An 18630-nucleotide genomic window follows, 5' to 3' on the forward strand; every position below is an offset into this window, starting at 1 on the left:
GGCGGACCTATAAATTGCGGAAAGCGTCAGCTGCCTTTACTTCCTTCGACAGCTGCCCATGCTCGGTCAGCCACTGAATAACGGTCGTCCATGACTGCTCCGACTGGCTGCCGAAAGGCTCTTCACCCGCATCCATTAACGGAAGCAGGATGTCCAAGCTTTTCTTCTCGATATCCGCATCAAGCGGGAACTCGCTGTTTTGCTTATCCAAGAGAAGTTGCAGCGCTTCAGCTGGATGTTCCTTCGTATATTGCTGGCCTCGGGCAGATGCCTCTACAAACCTCTTGATGGCATCCCCTTTGCCCTTCAATTCATCTTCACTTGCAGTCAGTACGAGTTCATAATAATCAGGAACGCCAAACTTCGCTGGGTCGAACGCCGTCACCTTCACGCCATCCTTCTCGAGCAGCAGCTTCTCGTGGTTGATGTAACCGCCAATAATGGCATCTACACGCTTAGTCGTCATGGATGGAATCAGGTCCCAAGAGACGTCCGTATAGCCGAGCTTCGATGGGTCCCCGCCGTCTGTCCGTACCATCGTATTCACAATCGCTTGATCAAGCGGAATGGACGGGTAGCCAATCTTCTGCCCAACGAGGTCCTTAGGGCTGCTGATATTATCCGAATCCAGCACCATCAATTGATTGAGCGGGTGACGAACAATCGCGCCAACGGATACGACAGGAATGTCTTCTGCACGGGCAATCGCTACTTGCATCTGATAACTGAGCGCAAGATCTGCCTTCCCCGTCGCAACCAGCTTAAGCGCATCGTTCGTATCCGCAGGCGTCACCAAATTGACCTTCAAGCCCGCTTCTTTGAAATACCCCTGCTCCTCAGCCGCATACAGGAATGTATGTACCGCATTCGGATACCAGTCCAGCAGCACCGTAAGCTCGGTCTCACCTGACGAAGATTCAGATTTCTTATTTGAGTCGGATGAGCAGCCAACGATACTGACAAGCACTGCTGCAACCGCAAGGGACAACCCTGCTTTTCGTTTCCAATTGTTGAATTTCAATGTCATTCTCCTTTAACGATCGATTTATCTTCTGCGGTATGCAAGAACCGCTTTCTCTAACCATAACGCTGCGAGGAACAACAAAATCCCCATTGCCGACAGCAGCAGCACGCCTGAGAACACGGCATCGGCACGCAGCATATTCGATGCCCGCTTCGTGTAGACACCTAGGCCTTTCTCTCCGCCAAGCCATTCCCCTAGCGTAGCGCCGCCAACACTGAATGCTGCAGCCATCTTCAATCCGGTGAAAAATCCGGGAAGCGCCGATGGCAGCTTCCACTTCAACAGCAGATCACGCCTGCTGGCGCCCATCGTCTTCATTAATGCCCCGATATCGGGATCGGCCGATCGGAATCCATCCGCTGTATTGACTGCGATAGAGAAGAACGTGAATAGAATGACGACCGTAATTTTGCTCCATATTTCATAGCCGAACCACATGACCATAATGGGCGACAATACGATGATAGGAATCGTCTGCGAGCCAACAATAAGCGGATATATCGTCTTCCTCGCTAAGGTTGAACGATCAATCAATATCGCAGCCAACGTTCCGATAACGATGGAAATCCCGAGCCCCAACAACGCCTCCCATAAGGTTACAAGCCAATGCTTGCCAAGCAGATCCCGGTTATCCCACATAGAGATAAATACGTCGGACAGCTTCGGAATAATGTAGTGCGGGACGTCAAATAGCCTTGTCCCGGCTTCCCATATCGCAGCCAGCAGTACAACAAAAACAACAACAGGTATGGACGTACTTACCTTCCGTTTCATACGCTTCCTCCCACCGGACTGCGAGAGGTTCGGCCAAGCAGCTCCAGCAGCTGCCTTTTCGACTCGAGGAAGGTCTGATCCAGCGACGTTTCATAGCTGCGGGGACGCGGAAGGTTGATCTTCAGCTCGCTGAGCTTCGTAATCGGCGACTCCGCCGCTACAAGCACTCTATCGGATAAGAGAATCGCTTCATCAACGTCATGGGTAATGAACAGAATGGTTTTGCGGTGCTGCTCCCATACCTGCAGCAGCCATTCCTGCATGCTAACGCGCGTCATTGCATCTAGCGCACTGAAAGGCTCGTCCAGCAGGAACAACTCTCCTCCTCCGAGTAGGGAGCGCAGGAACGATACCCGCTGGCGCATGCCGCCGGACAGCTCATGCGGATATTTGCGTTCCGTTCCTTCTAAACCCAAGCTCGGCAGCAGTTCCATCACTTGCCGCCTCGCTTCCCGCTTCGGCGTTCCCGCTAACTCAAGACCTAGCGCAGCATTATCCAGCACCGTGCGCCACGGCATCAGACTATCCTTCTGAGGCATATAGCCAATCTGCCTTTTCGCTGAAGCCTCCACAGCCGAATACGCAGCTTGGCCAATGGCAATCGTACCCGCTTGGGGAGCTATGAGCCCGGACAGCAATCGGAACAACGTAGTCTTGCCGATACCGCTAGCCGCTAGGATGCTAACGAATTCGCCTTGTTTGATGTTGAAGTCTAGACCTTGAAATAATGGAGCTTGTCCTGCGAAAGAGAATTCCAGACCACGTACCGATAAGGCAAGCGGCCGTCCTTCGTTTACTGCTTGGTTCAAATTGGCCACTCTTCTTTCCGATAAGCCATATCCCAGAACATATATTCAAGCTTGGACGCCACAAGGAACCGTTCTTCGAGACGTGCAAGTTCCGACTCTGGCAAACCTTCCGCCACACGATCCATATATTCGATCGTCCAATCGGTCAGCACTCCGAATTCCTCTGAGCTGTACATCAGGATCCATTCCCGATACAAAGGATGGTCGAGCGCACCAGGAATCTTCGCGTAAGCGACGCCAATCTCCCGATAGCTCCACATACATGGAAGCAATGCAGCGACCACCTCTGCCAACGATCCTTGCGAAGCTGTATCCAGCAGGAACTTCGTATAAGCAATCGTCGTCGGGGCAGGGACGGTCTGTTCCAGCTCTTCCCGTGACACGCCGAAACGTGCAGCATAGTCTCTATGCAGCGACATCTCTACGTGCAGGGTGGAATGAAGCAGTTCCGCAAACTTCGTCATCGTCTCGAGATCGCGAGCTTTCATGCTTGCCATCGCGAACAGCTTGGCATAATCAATAAGATACACATAGTCCTGCTTCAAGTAATAAATGAAACGTTCCGGATCAAGTGTTCCTTCACGCATCTCAACTAGGAACGGATGCTCGTGGCACTTATTCCAAATCATTTGGGTCGATTCATATAGTCTCTCGCTAAACCGGTTCATCTATATCCTCCTCGTATCGTTGTCTCTATGGTTTGTCTTAGCGGATATTCTCTTTCTCACGGTTGCACCAATCCGCAATGAAAGCGATCATAATCTTCGTGTAATCGATCAACTCCCGCATGTCCGTGCTTTCATCAACCGCATGGGCGTGCGCAAGCTCGCCAGGACCATAGATGACAGTCGGGATACCCGCCCGGCCAATCCAACCTGCATCCGTAACCGTCGGGCTCATCCCCGCTTCAGGTTCGGATCCACGAACTTGCTGATGACTGGCGAATAGCGTCTTGAACCCATCGTTTTCTCGATCCAACTCTAGCGATGGGAAGATTTCGCCTCGTTCCTCAATCATCGAGCGTCCTCCCCATGTGAAGGTTGGGGGATGGTTACGCAGCCAAGGGTCGCCGGCCGCTACGCGCAGCAGATGCTCTTCAATCTCCGCGGCGACGGTCTCATAATCTTCATCTGGGTAGAAATGTACCGTAATCCATAAGGAGCAGCGGTCTGCCACAAATGCTGCATGGCGGCCTCCCTCAATTACAGCAGGGTTAATCGTATTCGAACCGGCAGGAAAGCCCGGGTAAGATTTACTCACAGCCCAATGTCGTTCAAGCTCCTGGAGTCCTGTAATGAGCTTAACCATTTTCTCAATCGCGCTAGCCCCTTCAACTCCGCCCCCTGCATGAATCATTCTCGATCGCATGCCGTCATGGTAAGTAACCGGACTTTGCACCGTTACCCAGCCTGTGATGACGCCGCCTTGCCCTTGGATCGCCAAGCTGCTGGTATCCGCCACTACAGCGAAATCAGCTGTATAGCCTCGCTCCATGCAAGCGCGCGTTCCCGCTTCTCCAGCCTCTTCGCCAATGACTGAATGGAACAGCAGGTCGCCTTTGAGCTCCATGCCTGCTTCATTAAGCAGCTTAACTGCAAATAATAGAGCTGCAAGGCCGCCTTTCATATCTGCGGTTCCTCGGCCATAAGCTCTGCCATTATGCAAGGACAGCTTGAACGGATCAACCTTCCATTCCCCGCTGTCTCCGACCTCAGCAACGTCCATATGACCATTCAAGAGCAAGCTTCGATAACGTTCACGATCCGTACCGCGCTTCGTCGCTGTCACATTCGGGTCGCCAGGGTATACATCCCATAGCTCCGTCTCGAAGCCGCAAGCTTTCAACTGCTCCTCCATAAACTGCTGCGCCTTCAGCGTATTCCTCGCTGGCGGACTAACGGTCGGGAAGGCAATAAGTTCAGCGAGCAGCGCGAACAGCTCTTCCTGCCGTGCTTCCACTAGTTCTTGTAAATGTGTAATCAAAGCGTCTTTCATCTAAAGATCTCCTTCGCTTGCGTCGCGGGCAGGACCATAACAAAAAACCATCCGAGAATATACGAATGGTTCGATCTCCATACATTCTCTACGCCAGCATTACCTGGTTCAGATTAACGGTCAGGGAAATATCGTTCCCAATCTCAGCCAGACTCCATCCAGCCCCCGCAGCGCAATATGAATAATTATTCTCACTATAGCTCATAAGACGGGTAATGACAACCATTCTGCCTATCTCGAATAGAAGCCGCGTTACGCAGCCTGCCTCACAGCGTATAAGACATTTGAGGTGGCGGCAATTCTTCTCGGGCATGAATCTGCTGCAGCGCATCGAAGAACAAGTCTGGCTGATCCATCATCGTCATATGTCCAGCACGAGGAATCATAAACAGCTGTTTATGAGGCGCCTTAATTTCTTCAAAATACTGCTGCGCAATCACATAAGGTGTCTGCCAGTCATTATCTCCCAATACATAATAGATCGGCATATCGTAATCCGCTTGCTCATCACGAAGATTGAAATCTCCCAGAAACTTATAAACCTTGCCATGCGTTTTGTATATTCGCATGAAAGCTGTAAGATCAGACAATCTGAAGATCGGGCTCTTGAATACCGTTAACCACGTTTGAAGTCCGATTTTAATGGCCAAGTCGTATTTCCCTTGAATCTTTCTGACCTTGTCACACTTCGCCAGAAAGTTGCGATCAAATACGAGTTTCTCCCCCGGATACTCACCGATAGCCTCCAGCTTCTTGCGAGATTGCTCATCTCCAGCCTGTTCAATCAGCTCTAACACCTTGTTATATCCCACTCGTTCATTCTCGAGCATATTGATGACCTGACCAACACCAATATAATAAGCAATTTCATTCGGATATTGCCGAATAAATAGGGAACCAAGGACACTTCCCCATGAATGGCCGACAAGAACGATTTTGTGCATATTATATTGTATCTTCAAATATTGAATGATCCCATACAAATCCTCCAGCATCAGTTCAATTGTTGGAATCTTGTCGGGGTTTCGGATCAACGTCTTTCCCGCTCCGCGCTGGTCCCAATGGACAACTGTGTATATGTCCTCCCAGCGGGTCTGAAACGTTTCTGTTAATAACGATTCTGCCGAGCCTGGCCCTCCGTGCAAGTACAGCAATACAGCGTTGTTCCGATTCGTTCCTCTATGGAACAAATAATGCTCTATCCCGTTAACCTCGACATATTCTTCAACGCAGATGAGTCGTTTCATTTTATTTCTCATCTTATAATTCCTCCTCGTTGCTCTATTGATTTCTTCTTCGTTCAAACTCCTTCATCACTCTGCTCTGCAGCTCATCTTGGTTCTCAGCCGGCTCCAGGTTGCCATCTTCCTCAAACCCGTCCATCTCTTCCCCGTCGAATCGGTACATCTTCTTCAGCAGGCTCCACATCTGCTCCAGTTCCTCTGCTGTGAAAGCCGAGAACATATCCGCCAGCATGTAGATGCCTTGTTCCGAGCATTCCAATAATACCTGTTGGCCGATTTCCGTAATGGTGATATTCACCGCGCGTTTATCCTTTGGGTTAGGCATGATTTGGACAAAATGCTTCGACTCAAGAATCGCAATGATCTGTTTAATGCTTTGTTTGGTAGTCCCCAATTTTCTTGCGATGTTGTTTAGTGTCGCTTCATTCTCCTCCAGATGGGCAATCGCCAGCATCGCCATATATTGTCTCGAGGTCAGACTTTGCAGGTATGCATCCCCTTTCATCTGAATCTTGTTCGCGAGCGAGAACAAAGTAGCGTAATTCTGCTGCATGAGAAACAACTGCTTGTAAATATCCATCTAGTATCGGCCCTTCCAAATAGTCATTATACTGTCTAAATTAAGATTAGCAGCTGTTGGTAAAAAAGTCAATATACTTACTATTATTTTCTCTGCGAATCGATTTGTGCTCCCCCATAATATAAAGGAGGCTTCCTTTGCTCTATAAGGAACAAAGCCAAAAAGCCATCTTCTGTTTCGAAGATGGCTTTTTGGCTATTTGCTGGCCCGATAGGGAGTTGCTTATGACAGATTGATTTGGCGAATGAGTTCAAGGGGAACTTTTGGCTTCCGATCTTCCGTCAACAGGCCGTTAACCTCCTGCTGCACGTCCGTAATCTGCGTATAACAATAACCTACGAAATAGTCCGTTTCCTTGATCGCTTCATGAATGCGGCGGAATCGTTCGAGGAACGCTTCCTCTGTTGCAACCTGATTGCCGTAACCCCAACCTTTGTCGGACTTAAAGGCGATTCCGCCGAATTCGCTCATAATGATTGGCTGCCCTTTGTACGAATAACCCTCAGCGAACGCATATTTCCAATTGTTGAACGAAATGCGATTGTTCACGACCGCATCCTTGTCCGCATAGGAGCGCATGAATTGTTCCTTCGTCTCTGCGTAGTCATGCAGTGTGAGGATGTCCGATACGGTATGCTCCCATCCGTCATTTGTAACGACCGGTCGGTTCGGGTCATAGGTTTTGGTCAGATGATAGATCGCTTCCGTAAATTGCTGCTGACGTTTGTTCTTGAATATGTTCGCGACGCCCCATGACTCGTTGAACGGCACCCACGTAATAATCGAAGGGTGATTGTATTGTTGACGGACAACCTCCATCCACTCTTCTGTGAACGTCTGTACGGCGTTATCGTTGAACTCGAATGTCGCCGCCATCTCGGACCAGACGAGCAGGCCTTTCACATCGCACCAGTACAAGTACCGAGCATCCTCAACCTTCATATGCTTACGAACGCCATTGTAGCCCATCTCGAGCGTCTTCTCGATATCCTCGAGAATCGCTTCTTCGGAAGGCGGCGTTAGATGACTATCCGGCCAATAACCTTGATCGAGGATAAGCCGTTGATAGATTGGCGCATTGTTCAGGAGCACCTTGCCTTGTTCGATCGAAATTTTGCGCATGCCGAAGTAGGAATACACATGGTCGACAACCGCATCGTTCTCATATAGGACGAATTCCACATCATACAGATTCGGATGAGCTGGCGCCCAGTGCGTCTGCTTCCAAGGACCATTCGCCTCGTGCACAAGATCAATCTCGAGCTGCATCCACGGGCGATCAATCGTTAGGCTCACTTGCTTGACCGGCTGCCCCTTCAGCGAGATGACCGTCTCCAGACGCAGTCGATTGGAGGCCGAGCCGCCTTTCACCTGATATTCGAAGCGAATAGCGTTCGTATCGAGATCTGGCGTCATTTTGACTTGTCCGACATATACGGGATGAACAGCTTCGAGCCATACGGATTGCCAGATTCCCGTCGTCTGCACATAGAAGCATTCGAAGTTGTTCTGTACCCACCGCTGTTTACCGCGCGGCTGCGTCGCATCGAGACTATCCTCAACTTTGACCGTCAGCTCGTTAACAGCCCCGAACGTAATATAAGGTGTAATATCGAATGAGAACGCAACATAGCCACCTTGGTGGCTGCCCACATATTCGCCGTTCACCCACACCTTCGCAACGTAATCGACCGCCTGAAAATTCAACACAATCCGTTTGCCCGCTTCGTCAGCCGGAATGTCAAAGCTGCGATTGTACCACACATTCGGATGATGCGCTTCTTCTCCGATACCGCTCGCTGCGGTCTCATAAGTGAAAGGAACGTTGATTTTCAAGCCGCCGCCAAACTGGCGATGCCAACCAGCAGCTTCACCCGCATTGCTATCATCGAAACCGAAGTTCCATTCACCGTTCAGATTCGTCCAATTATCCCGAACAAACTGGGGACGCGGATAATCCTTGATATATTTCTTGGTCGTCATCGTGTTCAGTTCTCCTTTGTCATTGAGTTTAGAACTAATAATCGACGTGCTAATTATGTTTCGTTCGTTTTGTTACAAGAATATTGTTTTATTGATAATATAAATGGCTCGCAGCCAAAGTGTCAATGTTTATCGAATGGCTATTAAAATAATCAGTATGTTTGTATAGCTTCTCTGGTCAACGAATCAAACATCGAGTCTGATCTAATCATTCACTACAAAATTATTGTAATAAACAAAATAGTAACGTGCACCACTACATTTCGAACAGCCTCGCCATTCATGCTATATTGAATACAACACCTTTATGACTATTAATGATGGACGTGTTTGCAACAAGGAGGATATATCCATATGAAAATTAATCTTGACCTGATCGTCCGTTCCACCGAGATCGATGTGAACGGGCATGTGAATAATGCCAAATATCTGGAGTATCTGGAGTGGGGACGCGAGGAATGGTATGACGCGAACCAGCTGCACTATGAAACGCTGCTAGGACATGGCGTTCAAACGGTAACTGTAAACATTAATATCAATTATCGCAAAGAGTGCAAACAAGGGGACCGCCTCACCGTGACGACCGAACCTCAGTCGATCGGACGAAGCAGCTACGTATTACGCCAAGAGATCGTCAACGATCAAGGCGAGTTATGTGCCGACGCATTGGTGACTAGCGTTACGATGGATGTAGAAACGAGAAAGAGTCGGGCTGTTCCTGATGTTCTTCGCGGGGTATTCACGTGAACTCGGAGTGGATAAACTCGCATTATCCAATCTATTCGGCTGCCAACATTCAATCGCTGTATACGACCACGAATATGCCGATGCATAAAATCAATGAGCCGTCTCCTGTGCTGATTGGTGTTGCTCGCGGCAAAGGCATCCTTCGAATGGATGATCACGCTCATGAATTAACAGAAGGCAATGTCGTCCTTCTACCGCCACACCGTCATGCTGCACTTATCGCGAATGCTCAGCATCCGCTTCATGCCTATCGATTCGCGATCCATACGATTGAACAAACGGGTTCTCTACTTGCCGGTGCAATGATTCAGAAGAGCGAGCTGAACGCTTATTCGAGTATCAAGCTCATCCCTAATCAATCCAGCATCGTCGCTCAGATGGAGGAGCTGTACATCCATCGATCGACTGCAAGCGAAATGCGCCATGTACAGAACCAGATTATCGTCCATCAAATCATTCTTCAACTGCTGCAGCAGCATAATGAGCATGATCCAACAGGCGATCAGCCTTCGATGGAGCGAAGCATTACTTATCTGGAGAGCCATTATACGGACAAAATATCGCGCGAGCATCTGGCTGAAATCGCTGGTGTCAGCCACTCTCATTATTCGATTTTGTTCAAAAAGATGACCGGCTTCTCGCCTAATGAATACTTGTCGCGCTTGCGTATACATCGAGCAATGGAGCTGTTAATCAGCGGCTCGGGTACGCTTAGAGAAATCGCGCTGGAAGTAGGCTACAAGGACGAATTTTACCTCAGCCGCCGCTTCAAGCAGCACGCAGGCACGTCGCCATCCGGCTATAATCAGCGTACTAGCCACCGTATTGCCGTATTGCTTCCCCCGTATGCCAGTCATCTGTTAACGCTTGGCGTGGAGCCGACCGTCATCATTGCGGAGAGCAATGAATATGTGAATGCGACGGACCTAGCGCCGCCTCAGTCGATCACATTCATGAATACGTCCAGCACAATCGAGCAAATCGATGCAACGCTCCTGGAGAACGGCATTGAGCTCATTATTGCGGCCAAGCAGCATCTAGACATGTATGGACTGAATCTGGCTCATCTGCGAGCGATTGCTCCAGTCATTGAGATACCGTGGATGGATCTGGGCTGGAAGGAGCATCTACGGCTAATTGCCAAGGCGGTTCATCGAAGCGAACTTGCGGAGCAGTGGCTTGCCGCTTTCGAGCAAGAGGAACAGGCAGCTCGCTCACTCGTACAGCAAAGCGCTGCCGCTGACGAGATCATTACGATACTTGTCAGCAAACCCGAAGGGTTGTACGTCTATGGAGCGCGCAATGCGGGATATGTCTTGTATCAATCACTTGGCTTGCACTCCCCGGAAAGAATCCGCCCCGAAATCGATAAGCTTGGAGATCAGTTTCATTCCATACCGATCGAATTATCTGATCTGGCCGAATACGCGGGAGATCGAATTTTAGTTATTGTATACCCAGATGCGAATGGCTCCAGTTCTCATTCCGATGCTTTGTTCAACTCCATCCATTGGCGCACGCTTCCCGCGGTACTACGCGAGAACATACATCTGCTCGATCTGGATGAATGGATTCCATACAACCCGATATCGATCCGATTACAGCTTCAACGGGCTGCAGCCTTATTCGGCAGCGATCAATAGTACAAGCCTATCTTCAAACAAAAAGGCATGGTTTGGTCATTCCAGCATGCCTATAATTATCCTTGCAAGTGAGAATGATTTTCACAATCAAAGAGCATATCATAAGGGAGAGGCATCATTATATGAAAAAGCTTTTCGTTCCAATTATTTTTTCCTTCATTTTACTTCTAGGCGCTTGTGGAGAGTCCGCTTCGAACAATAAGGATACTTCAAGCCATTCGTCTACGACAACATCCCAGGAGACAGCCTCCGATACGTCGGCGGATTCCTCGGCTGCACAGACGGGTACTAGGGTTTATGAGTCGGAGAACGGTCCTGTTGATGTTCCGGCTAACCCGCAGCGCGTTGTTGTTATTACCCGCTTCTTGACTGGCAACGTCATGCTGCTCGGCGTACCGCTGGTCGGCGTGGACGAAATGTCCAAGGATAACCCGAATTTCGCAGACAAACTGAAGGATGTTGAAGTCGTAGCGGAAGACAGCGTCGAGAAAATAATGGAGCTGGAGCCGGACCTCATCATCGGGCTGTCCGATATTAAGAACATCGACAAGTTTAAGCAAATCGCACCTACCGTTACTTATACCTACGGTAAGGTCGACTACTTAACCCAACAGATCGAGATCGGCAAGCTGCTGAACAAAGAGAAGGAAGCGCAAGCTTGGGTGGATGATTTCACGGCAAGAGCGACAAAAGCCGGCGAAGACATTCGAGCGAAAATCGGCGATGATGCTACAGTATCGGTCATCGAGACGTTCAATAAGCAGCTCTATGTATACGGCAATAACTTCGGGCGCGGAACTGAGATTTTGTACCAGCCATTCGGTCTGAAGATGCCGAAGAAGGTTGAAGAAGCAACAGCGACGGATGGCTTCTTCGCCCTCTCGTCGGAAGTGATGGGCGACTACTTCGGCGACTATGTCATCTTCAGTAAAAATGCGGATGAAGACAACTCGTTCCAAGATACGACGACGTACAAAAATACGACAGCCGCGACAAACAATCACGTATTCGAAGCTGACGCAAAAGCATTCTACTTCAACGATCCGCTCAGCATGGAATACCAGCTGCAGTTCTTCATCGATCACTTTCTTGGGGAATAAGAAACGAATATAGACACAACAAAGCCCTCGATTTGATTTGAGGGCTTTTTGTTTGTTTTATTTTCATGCAGAGGATTATACAAGGACACCTGTCGGCAGAGCAGAACGGTAAAAGTTAGTAATATTAATGTATTGTAAATGATTCAGTGATAAAATATCCTTTGGCTTGCAAAAAGGAACTCATCATTACATTAGTAGAAAGGATATCTATACAACATGCACCGTTTTACATTTCGCGGATTAAGGATGCAGCCGGTCATACCAACGTTCGTGCTGCTGCTTATGAAGCTCGTTCTATTCCGTCAATTTTTGTTCCATGGTCTCGTATGGAGTACGCTCGGAGCGGACTTCTTCGCACTATGCGTGCTGCTTGGATTGTTTGAGCTTATTGTCCCTCAAAAGGGAAAACGAATAGCGTTCGCACTCATTAATCTTATCGTCTCGCTCATTCTGTTCTCTTCTAGCATTTATTATTCGCATTTCGGGTCACTTCCGACCTATACGGCTTTGCTCCAGTTAGATCAAGTCATGCAAATTCGTACCAGTGTGCAATCGACGATCGAGTGGAAAGATTATATTTTCTTCGCTGACCTGATTATCATGATGTTGCTGCTGTTCGTACCGAAACGTCGTAGCAATCGCAGTATTCGGATCGGCATCGCCTGGAAGGTATCTGTGCTTCTGATCGCGATATTGGGCTTCTATGTATCCAGCCGCTATATCCAAGCTAATGAAGATATTTCGAATGAGACCGTCCAAGCTCAGCAGCTAGGCTTTCTGAATTACCAGGTTGCAGCTGTAATCAAAGATAGCCGTGAAGAAAGCCGCATCCGGAATGGCAACCTTTCTGTAACGACTGCGACAATTAAACAGCTGGAAGAGACGTTCACGTACCAGTCCAAGAAAGCTGGTCAGCCGAACTTATTCGGCGCAGCCAAAGGCAAAAACCTGATTATCGTGCAGATGGAAGCATTTCAAAACTTTCCAATTCACTTGTCTCTCGGTGGCCAGGAGCTAACCCCTAACTTAAACAAGCTTGCTGACGAAGGCCTATATTTCCCGCATGTTTATCAGCAAATCGGTCAAGGTAATACGTCGGACGCAGAGTTTATGTCTAATACGTCTATCTACCCGACCGGTACAATACCAATGTCGACTGGTTACGGCGACCGCGTGCTGCCGAGCCTACCGCGGTTGTTAGATAAGCAAGGTTATGAAACAAATACGTTCCACGTCAATGCTGTCACCTTCTGGGACCGTATTAAGTTATATCCGGCGCTTAATTTTGATCATTATTACGACAAGCCGTATTATACCAATGATCACTTTAATGACTTCGGCGCTTCAGACGAGGAGCTGTACAAGGTTGGTATTGACAAGGTGTCAGCTCTGGCAGATGCCGATACACCGTTCTATGCCCAGTTCGTAACGGTATCCAGCCACTTCCCGTTCACGGTGCCGGACAAGTCGAAGAAGATCACCGTGCCTGAATCGATGCAAGGAACGCAGCTTGGCAATTATTTGACCGCGATCAACTATACGGATTATGCCGTCGGTACATTGATCGACCGATTGAAGCAAGAAGGGTTGTGGGACAATTCCGTTGTCGTCTTCTATGGCGACCACTTTGGTCTTCAGCCGCAAGATAATGATCCGGAATGGGTATCATCCCAGCTCGACATTACGTATGATTCTAAGATTTCCAGATTCAATATCCCGCTCATCATTCATGTCCCTGGCATGGAAGAAGGTCAGGTCGTCGATCAGTCGGGCGGACAACTCGATATATTGCCTACGATCGCCAATCTGATGGGCATTTCGCTGCAAGACGAACAATTCACTGCGTTCGGTCATGATCTGATGAACATCGACCATAATGTGTTTGGCATCCGATACTACCTTCCGACAGGATCGTTTATTAACGACGATATCTTGTTCGTTCCCGGCAAAGGATTTGATGACGGTACGGCGACTTCCCTCCGTACGTTGAAGCCGGTTAAGGACATCACGCCTTATAAGGCGGATTACGATTACGTCATGAATCTGATGCGTTTATCCGATGAATACGTCGAGTTGCTGCCGAAACGGGGACCTTAACCGCTAGGCTCGTCGACATACACAAAAGGGTTGTTCCTAAGGTCGTCGACACGGCCTTAGGGACAACCCCTTATCATTTTCGTCCCTCTTTTAAGGGTGCAAACTCCAGACTACTGCAGCTTTGTCGTTATCCGTAGGTACTGATTCGAGACCGTTGTGAACAGCTACTACAACCGTGAACGTAACGACAGACCCATTCAACAGTGTACCGTTCTCAATATAGAAGCTTAGGTCACCCGATCTCCTTTTCTATTGAATCTTATATCACACTTCATGAACGTGATACTTTGATTTTTTCGTCTAATAGGACTCCCAAATCCACAAAAAAAGCACGCCAGCTCAGTTGTTGGCGCGCTTCATTATCATTATACAAACCGAACTTTTTTCATTAATTTCCTGATCCCTTTAGGTAATATATAAGCAGCAGGAAAAGCAATTACAAATGAATTTCTCCATGCTGCGAGCCATTTTTCAAGGAAAACCTCATGGAAACCAACATTAATGACACAATTAAAAAATGAAATGATGCAAGACATTCCAAATGCCATCAAAAAGGTGAAAAGGATATATTCGTATTTCTTATTCAGCTTCAATGCTTCTTCCTCCGGACTCTAGTTGTGTGACACTCCTACCGTATCGGATGAAGAGTAATATATCGCAATCTAGTGAATATGTCTAGTTCCTCGTTCTCAGGTATGTATGATTCATTCGAGAGCCTGGTGTCGTTGCTATACGAAGTTACGATTGAGGTAAGATAGCTGGAGTTTATCACTTGGGGAACCCATCGGGGCGATGACCGAGACATTGAGCAACAGTAGCAGCTGCTGAGCGCTGAACAATCATTAGGTTTGGTTTAAACGCCAGCAGCCGATTTGTTAGTTTCTTGTGTGTGAACCGCCTCACATAGCAGGAAACGGTTCACATAATCATCTACAATCTCTAGCTCCATCCTTTTCATCCTCCTAGCAATGGTTATCTATTTCAGTTCAGTTCCACAATCTTTGTTGCGACATGCTTGCAAAACTCAATGTCATGCTCCACAAAAAGGATCGTTGGAGAATGCTCCAACAGCACTTCTTCGATTTGCATCCGGGAAATAACGTCGATAAAATTGAGCGGTTCATCCCAAATATGCAAATGAGCCTGTTCGCAGAGACTTTTTGCAATGAGCACCTTTTTCTTCTGCCCACCGCTAAAAGAGGCGATATCCTTCTCGAATTGCAACCGCGAGAAATCGAATTTCCTCAATATCGATTTAAACAGACTTTCATCGATTTCGTTGTTTCTGGCGAATTCCGACAAATTGCCATACAAGTGTGAAGTATCCTGCGAAACGTAGGATATTTTCAACTGGCTCCCTTTTCGAAACGTGCCTGAATAGGGAATTTCATCACCACAGATCAATTTGAGCAAGCTGGATTTGCCTGAGCCGTTTGGACCGGAGAGCACAATGCGGTCTCCTTGCTCCACTGTAAAGCTGACATCGTCGCAAACCTTCTTCTCGCCATAATGAATCGAAACATGGTCGAGCTCGACTAATTGCTGTTTGTGATACGCCATCTGAACAATTTTCAAACTCTCTGAGCTTTCTACATTGTTAAGCAGTTTCGATCTTTCCTCGATCTGGGATTGTTGTCTTTGCTCGATCGATTTGGATCTCTTCATCATTTTGGCAGCTTTATGTCCGATGTACCCTTTATCGACCTTGGAGCCAGAGTTGCGCGTACCGTTCTTGGTTTTTTCCACTTCGTGCGACCAATTGCTCGTTCGCTGAGCTGCTTCATTCAGCCGCTTGATGTCCTTCTTCAACTTCTCGTTCTCGGCCATCTCAAAGTTATCCTGTCGTTCTTTGTTCTCCCACCAGTCTGTAAAATTGCCTTTCTGGATTTCGATATTTGTCTTGTTAATCGACAGAACGTGATCCACGCAGTTGTCTAGAAACGCCCGGTCGTGCGATACCAGAATGAATCCGCTTTTGCCTTTCAAATAATCGCTGACCAGCTTGCGAGCATGAATATCCAGATGGTTAGTCGGTTCATCTATAAGCAGAAAATGGTTTTCCTTCAAAAACAAAGCTGCCAGCAGCACCTTCGTTTGTTCTCCGTTAGAGAGTGATCCGAATGGTCGGTATAACACGTCATCCGACACTTTCAACAGTGAAAACTCGCGAAGCAGCTGCCAGTGTTCATAGTCCGGAGAGATGTCGGCGACGATGTCGATGGTATTGTTCTCTTTGTCTTCAACGTGGAATGGGAAATAATCGAAGCTGACGTTGGCGGCAATCGTTCCGCTGTACTCGTATTTACCGAGCAGCAGATTTAGAAACGTCGTTTTGCCTCGGCCATTTCTCCCCGTAAAGCCCAATTTCCAGTCGGTATCAATTTGAAAGCTTACATCCTCAAAAATGTTGTCGTAACTGCCGTCATAAGCAAACGTCAGATTCGTTACCCTGATCAATGACATATATGGGCAACCTCCTTTGTCCAAATAAAATGAGCTACAAGAAAGTTACCTTTCTTGCAGCTCAAAAAATACGACAAATCCAACCCGACACTGGGCAGGAGAAGGTTATATTCGATGAGTGAAAAGAATAAGGTAACTTTCTTGCCATTAGAGAATAGAGAATAAAACAAATCAATTTTGTTCTATTCTTCTCCATAAAAAGCGGCAAGAAAATATTACATTATCCTCTTCAACTCCATTCGTTAAGTGTAGGTCGATTTTAGCATACCCGCATCTGCATTACAACCTTCGTTTAGTCATGCGAACCGCGCAGAAGTGTATCGGGAATTACGAAGAAGCGCCATCCCGCCAGACGAGGTGGAGGACATTAGCATAAACGGCTTCCCCAACCCGGTCTCAGAAATTTTCCACCGAAAAGGTTCCATCCCTATGCGTATGGACCCTATGGTGCTCGCCGTTTAAAACAGGTCGATGAATTTGTTCTTGATCGCATATTTGATCAAATCATGCTTGTCCTTCAATTGCAGCTTTTGCATCATATTGGACTTGTGATTTTCCACGGTTTTGGGACTGATCGAGAGCTGTTGGGATATTTGGATGTTCGTGTAACCCAATGCCGTTAATCGAAGGATCTCTCGCTCTCTTAACGTCAAGACTGACTCCGTTCCCTCTACCTTCATGAGACGGCTCAGCTGCTCTTCCGGAATTTGCGTCTTATAATATCGTTCACCGCTCATGACGGCTCGAATCGCTTCTTGTATTTCGTTCGCCTGACTGTTCTTGAGCAAATAGCCGTGAATGTGAAGCTGCAGCGCCTTTCTTACATAGATTTCCTCATCGTGCATGGTCAATACGATGATTTTGGTCGATTTTAATTTGGACAAAATGATTTGCGAAGCCGCGAAACCGTCAAGGCCGTCCGGCATCGATAAATCCATTAAAATGACGTCCGGCCTATGCCGTTCGGCGAGCAAGATCGCTTCCGTCCCGTCGCATGCTTCCCCGGTAATCTCAAGGCCAGACAGCCCTTCCAGCAACAGGCGAATCCCTTTGCGAATCAATACATGATCGTCAACGATCAGAATTGTCGTCTTCATGCTCCCACTCCTGATTGGTCGGCACTGCAATATCGATGCTCGTCCCTTCGCCGATTTGCGAATGGATTTCGGTCGTTCCGCCTATCTGGGACATTCGTTCTACGATATGGCGCAATCCCATTCCTTCTTTATTATCCTTTAGATGAAATCCGACGCCATTGTCGGTTATATGGATGTGGATGAAAGGCTCTTCCTTCTGGATTTGAATCGATACATGGCTTGCATTCGAGTATTTCATAATATTATGTAAAGCTTCTTGAACGGCTCGATACATGTTGATTTCAACCATGGCCGGCAGCCTGCCCTCCAAGTTCGAACCAAACGAGAAGCGAGTGTCGGGCATTTTGTTCTGTACCGACTGCACCAGCTGCTCAATCGTCGGAACGAGCCCCATGCTGTCCAGGCTGCGAGGCCTTAATTGCTGCGCATAGGATTTCACATCATCCATCGTTTTGCCAAGTTCTTTGCGCACTTCGTCGATGTAGGCATGCAATGGCGCGTCATGAATCCGCTGCATGATCGTATCCATCGCGATCGCGATACTGTACAACGATTGACCGACGCCGTCGTGCAGCTCCTGCGCCAGCCTCTTATGCTCCAGCTCTTTGGCCTCGATCAGCTGCTTCAACATGGATTTGGAGACGCGGGCTTCTTCTTCTTTGCGCTTGACCGTCCAATCCTTCAGCATCAATAAATAATACTTCCTCCCGTTTTCTTCCTCCAGAATAAGCGCCGTACTCATCTCCACATCGATTAAATCCCCGTGATACGTCGGCATCTCCGACAAAAAATAAGGGACGGTTTCTCTAGAAATCAGGTAACAGCGCTCTTCTCCCTCGGCTACTTGACGGTTCTGACAGTAAGAGCAATACGGAACCTTATCCTTAATCCTCCAGCCTGTAAGCCTGGTCGCCGCAGGATTCATCTCGACGACTTCCCTATGCTGGTCCATGATAATGATCCCGTCTTGAATGGACAGGAAGATTTTATCCAACAAATCCTGTTTCATCAATTTCAGAGTGATCACTCTCCGCTAGCGAAGCTCTAATAGGAATAGGGACTGACCTCCAAGCC

At 48.0% G+C, this 18630-nt stretch carries 16 protein-coding genes; 4 read left to right on the top strand and 12 right to left on the bottom strand.

Features of this window, described 5'->3' with window-relative positions; all coding sequences use genetic code 11:
* Positions 1–7 precede the first annotated feature (7 nt).
* From H8B09_RS13280 to H8B09_RS13315, 8 genes are all read right to left on the bottom strand, one after another.
* Entirely contained in the window at positions 8–1027 is a 1020-nt protein-coding gene (locus H8B09_RS13280) for an ABC transporter substrate-binding protein (RefSeq protein WP_191204015.1), read from the bottom strand.
* 18 nt (positions 1028–1045) lie between these two features.
* A complete protein-coding gene (locus tag H8B09_RS13285) occupies positions 1046–1798 on the bottom strand; it encodes an ABC transporter permease (RefSeq protein ID WP_191204016.1) in 753 nt (250 codons plus the stop codon).
* Complete coding sequence (locus H8B09_RS13290) at positions 1795–2607, bottom strand: ABC transporter ATP-binding protein (protein WP_224753577.1); 813 nt, start codon at positions 2605–2607, stop codon at positions 1795–1797. The genes H8B09_RS13285 and H8B09_RS13290 overlap by 4 nt, the downstream gene beginning before the upstream one ends.
* Positions 2604–3275, bottom strand: coding sequence for a thiaminase II (gene tenA, locus H8B09_RS13295; RefSeq protein WP_191204018.1), 672 nt, complete (start codon positions 3273–3275; stop codon positions 2604–2606). Before tenA ends, H8B09_RS13290 begins: the two co-directional genes overlap by 4 nt.
* Before the next feature lie 37 nt (positions 3276–3312).
* Positions 3313–4602, bottom strand: a complete 1290-nt coding sequence (locus H8B09_RS13300) for an acetylornithine deacetylase (RefSeq protein WP_191204019.1) — start codon at positions 4600–4602, stop codon at positions 3313–3315.
* A gap of 266 nt (positions 4603–4868) precedes the next feature.
* The gene (locus H8B09_RS13305) at positions 4869–5861 is read right to left on the bottom strand and encodes an alpha/beta fold hydrolase (RefSeq protein WP_191204020.1); all 993 of its coding nucleotides are present in this window, start codon (positions 5859–5861) and stop codon (positions 4869–4871) included.
* Between the two features lie 22 nt (positions 5862–5883).
* Entirely contained in the window at positions 5884–6426 is a 543-nt protein-coding gene (locus H8B09_RS13310; protein WP_191204021.1) for a MarR family winged helix-turn-helix transcriptional regulator, read from the bottom strand.
* Positions 6427–6648: 222 nt separating this feature from the next.
* Complete coding sequence (locus tag H8B09_RS13315) at positions 6649–8409, bottom strand: glycoside hydrolase family 2 protein (RefSeq protein ID WP_191204022.1); 1761 nt, start codon at positions 8407–8409, stop codon at positions 6649–6651.
* Positions 8410–8763: 354 nt separating this feature from the next.
* On the opposite strand from H8B09_RS13315, the gene H8B09_RS13320 reads away from it, so the two are divergent.
* The 4 genes from H8B09_RS13320 (at position 8764) to H8B09_RS13335 (ending at position 13996) form a co-directional block, all read left to right on the top strand.
* The gene (locus H8B09_RS13320) at positions 8764–9156 is read left to right on the top strand and encodes an acyl-CoA thioesterase (RefSeq protein ID WP_191204023.1); all 393 of its coding nucleotides are present in this window, start codon (positions 8764–8766) and stop codon (positions 9154–9156) included.
* The gene (locus tag H8B09_RS13325) at positions 9153–10799 is read left to right on the top strand and encodes an AraC family transcriptional regulator (protein ID WP_318152612.1); all 1647 of its coding nucleotides are present in this window, start codon (positions 9153–9155) and stop codon (positions 10797–10799) included. Before H8B09_RS13320 ends, H8B09_RS13325 begins: the two co-directional genes overlap by 4 nt.
* Positions 10800–10921: 122 nt before the next feature.
* A complete protein-coding gene (locus H8B09_RS13330; protein WP_191204024.1) occupies positions 10922–11899 on the top strand; it encodes an iron-hydroxamate ABC transporter substrate-binding protein in 978 nt (325 codons plus the stop codon).
* 216 nt (positions 11900–12115) lie between these two features.
* Positions 12116–13996 (top strand): LTA synthase family protein, encoded by a 1881-nt coding sequence (locus H8B09_RS13335; protein WP_191204025.1) that lies wholly within the window; start codon positions 12116–12118, stop codon positions 13994–13996.
* Positions 13997–14361: 365 nt separating this feature from the next.
* On the opposite strand, the gene H8B09_RS13340 is transcribed toward H8B09_RS13335, so the two are convergent.
* From H8B09_RS13340 to H8B09_RS13355, 4 genes are all read right to left on the bottom strand, one after another.
* The gene (locus H8B09_RS13340; RefSeq protein WP_191204026.1) at positions 14362–14589 is read right to left on the bottom strand and encodes a DUF2798 domain-containing protein; all 228 of its coding nucleotides are present in this window, start codon (positions 14587–14589) and stop codon (positions 14362–14364) included.
* A 388-nt stretch (positions 14590–14977) separates the two neighbouring features.
* Complete coding sequence (locus H8B09_RS13345; RefSeq protein ID WP_191204027.1) at positions 14978–16459, bottom strand: Lsa family ABC-F type ribosomal protection protein; 1482 nt, start codon at positions 16457–16459, stop codon at positions 14978–14980.
* A 458-nt stretch (positions 16460–16917) separates the two neighbouring features.
* Positions 16918–17556: a response regulator gene (locus H8B09_RS13350; protein WP_191204028.1), complete on the bottom strand. Its 639-nt coding sequence runs from the start codon at positions 17554–17556 to the stop codon at positions 16918–16920.
* The gene (locus tag H8B09_RS13355; protein ID WP_191204029.1) at positions 17531–18565 is read right to left on the bottom strand and encodes a PAS domain-containing sensor histidine kinase; all 1035 of its coding nucleotides are present in this window, start codon (positions 18563–18565) and stop codon (positions 17531–17533) included. Before H8B09_RS13355 ends, H8B09_RS13350 begins: the two co-directional genes overlap by 26 nt.
* Positions 18566–18630 lie beyond the last annotated feature (65 nt).

The organism is Paenibacillus terricola, from assembly GCF_014779765.1.
Lineage (GTDB): Bacteria > Bacillota > Bacilli > Paenibacillales > Paenibacillaceae > Paenibacillus_T > Paenibacillus_T terricola.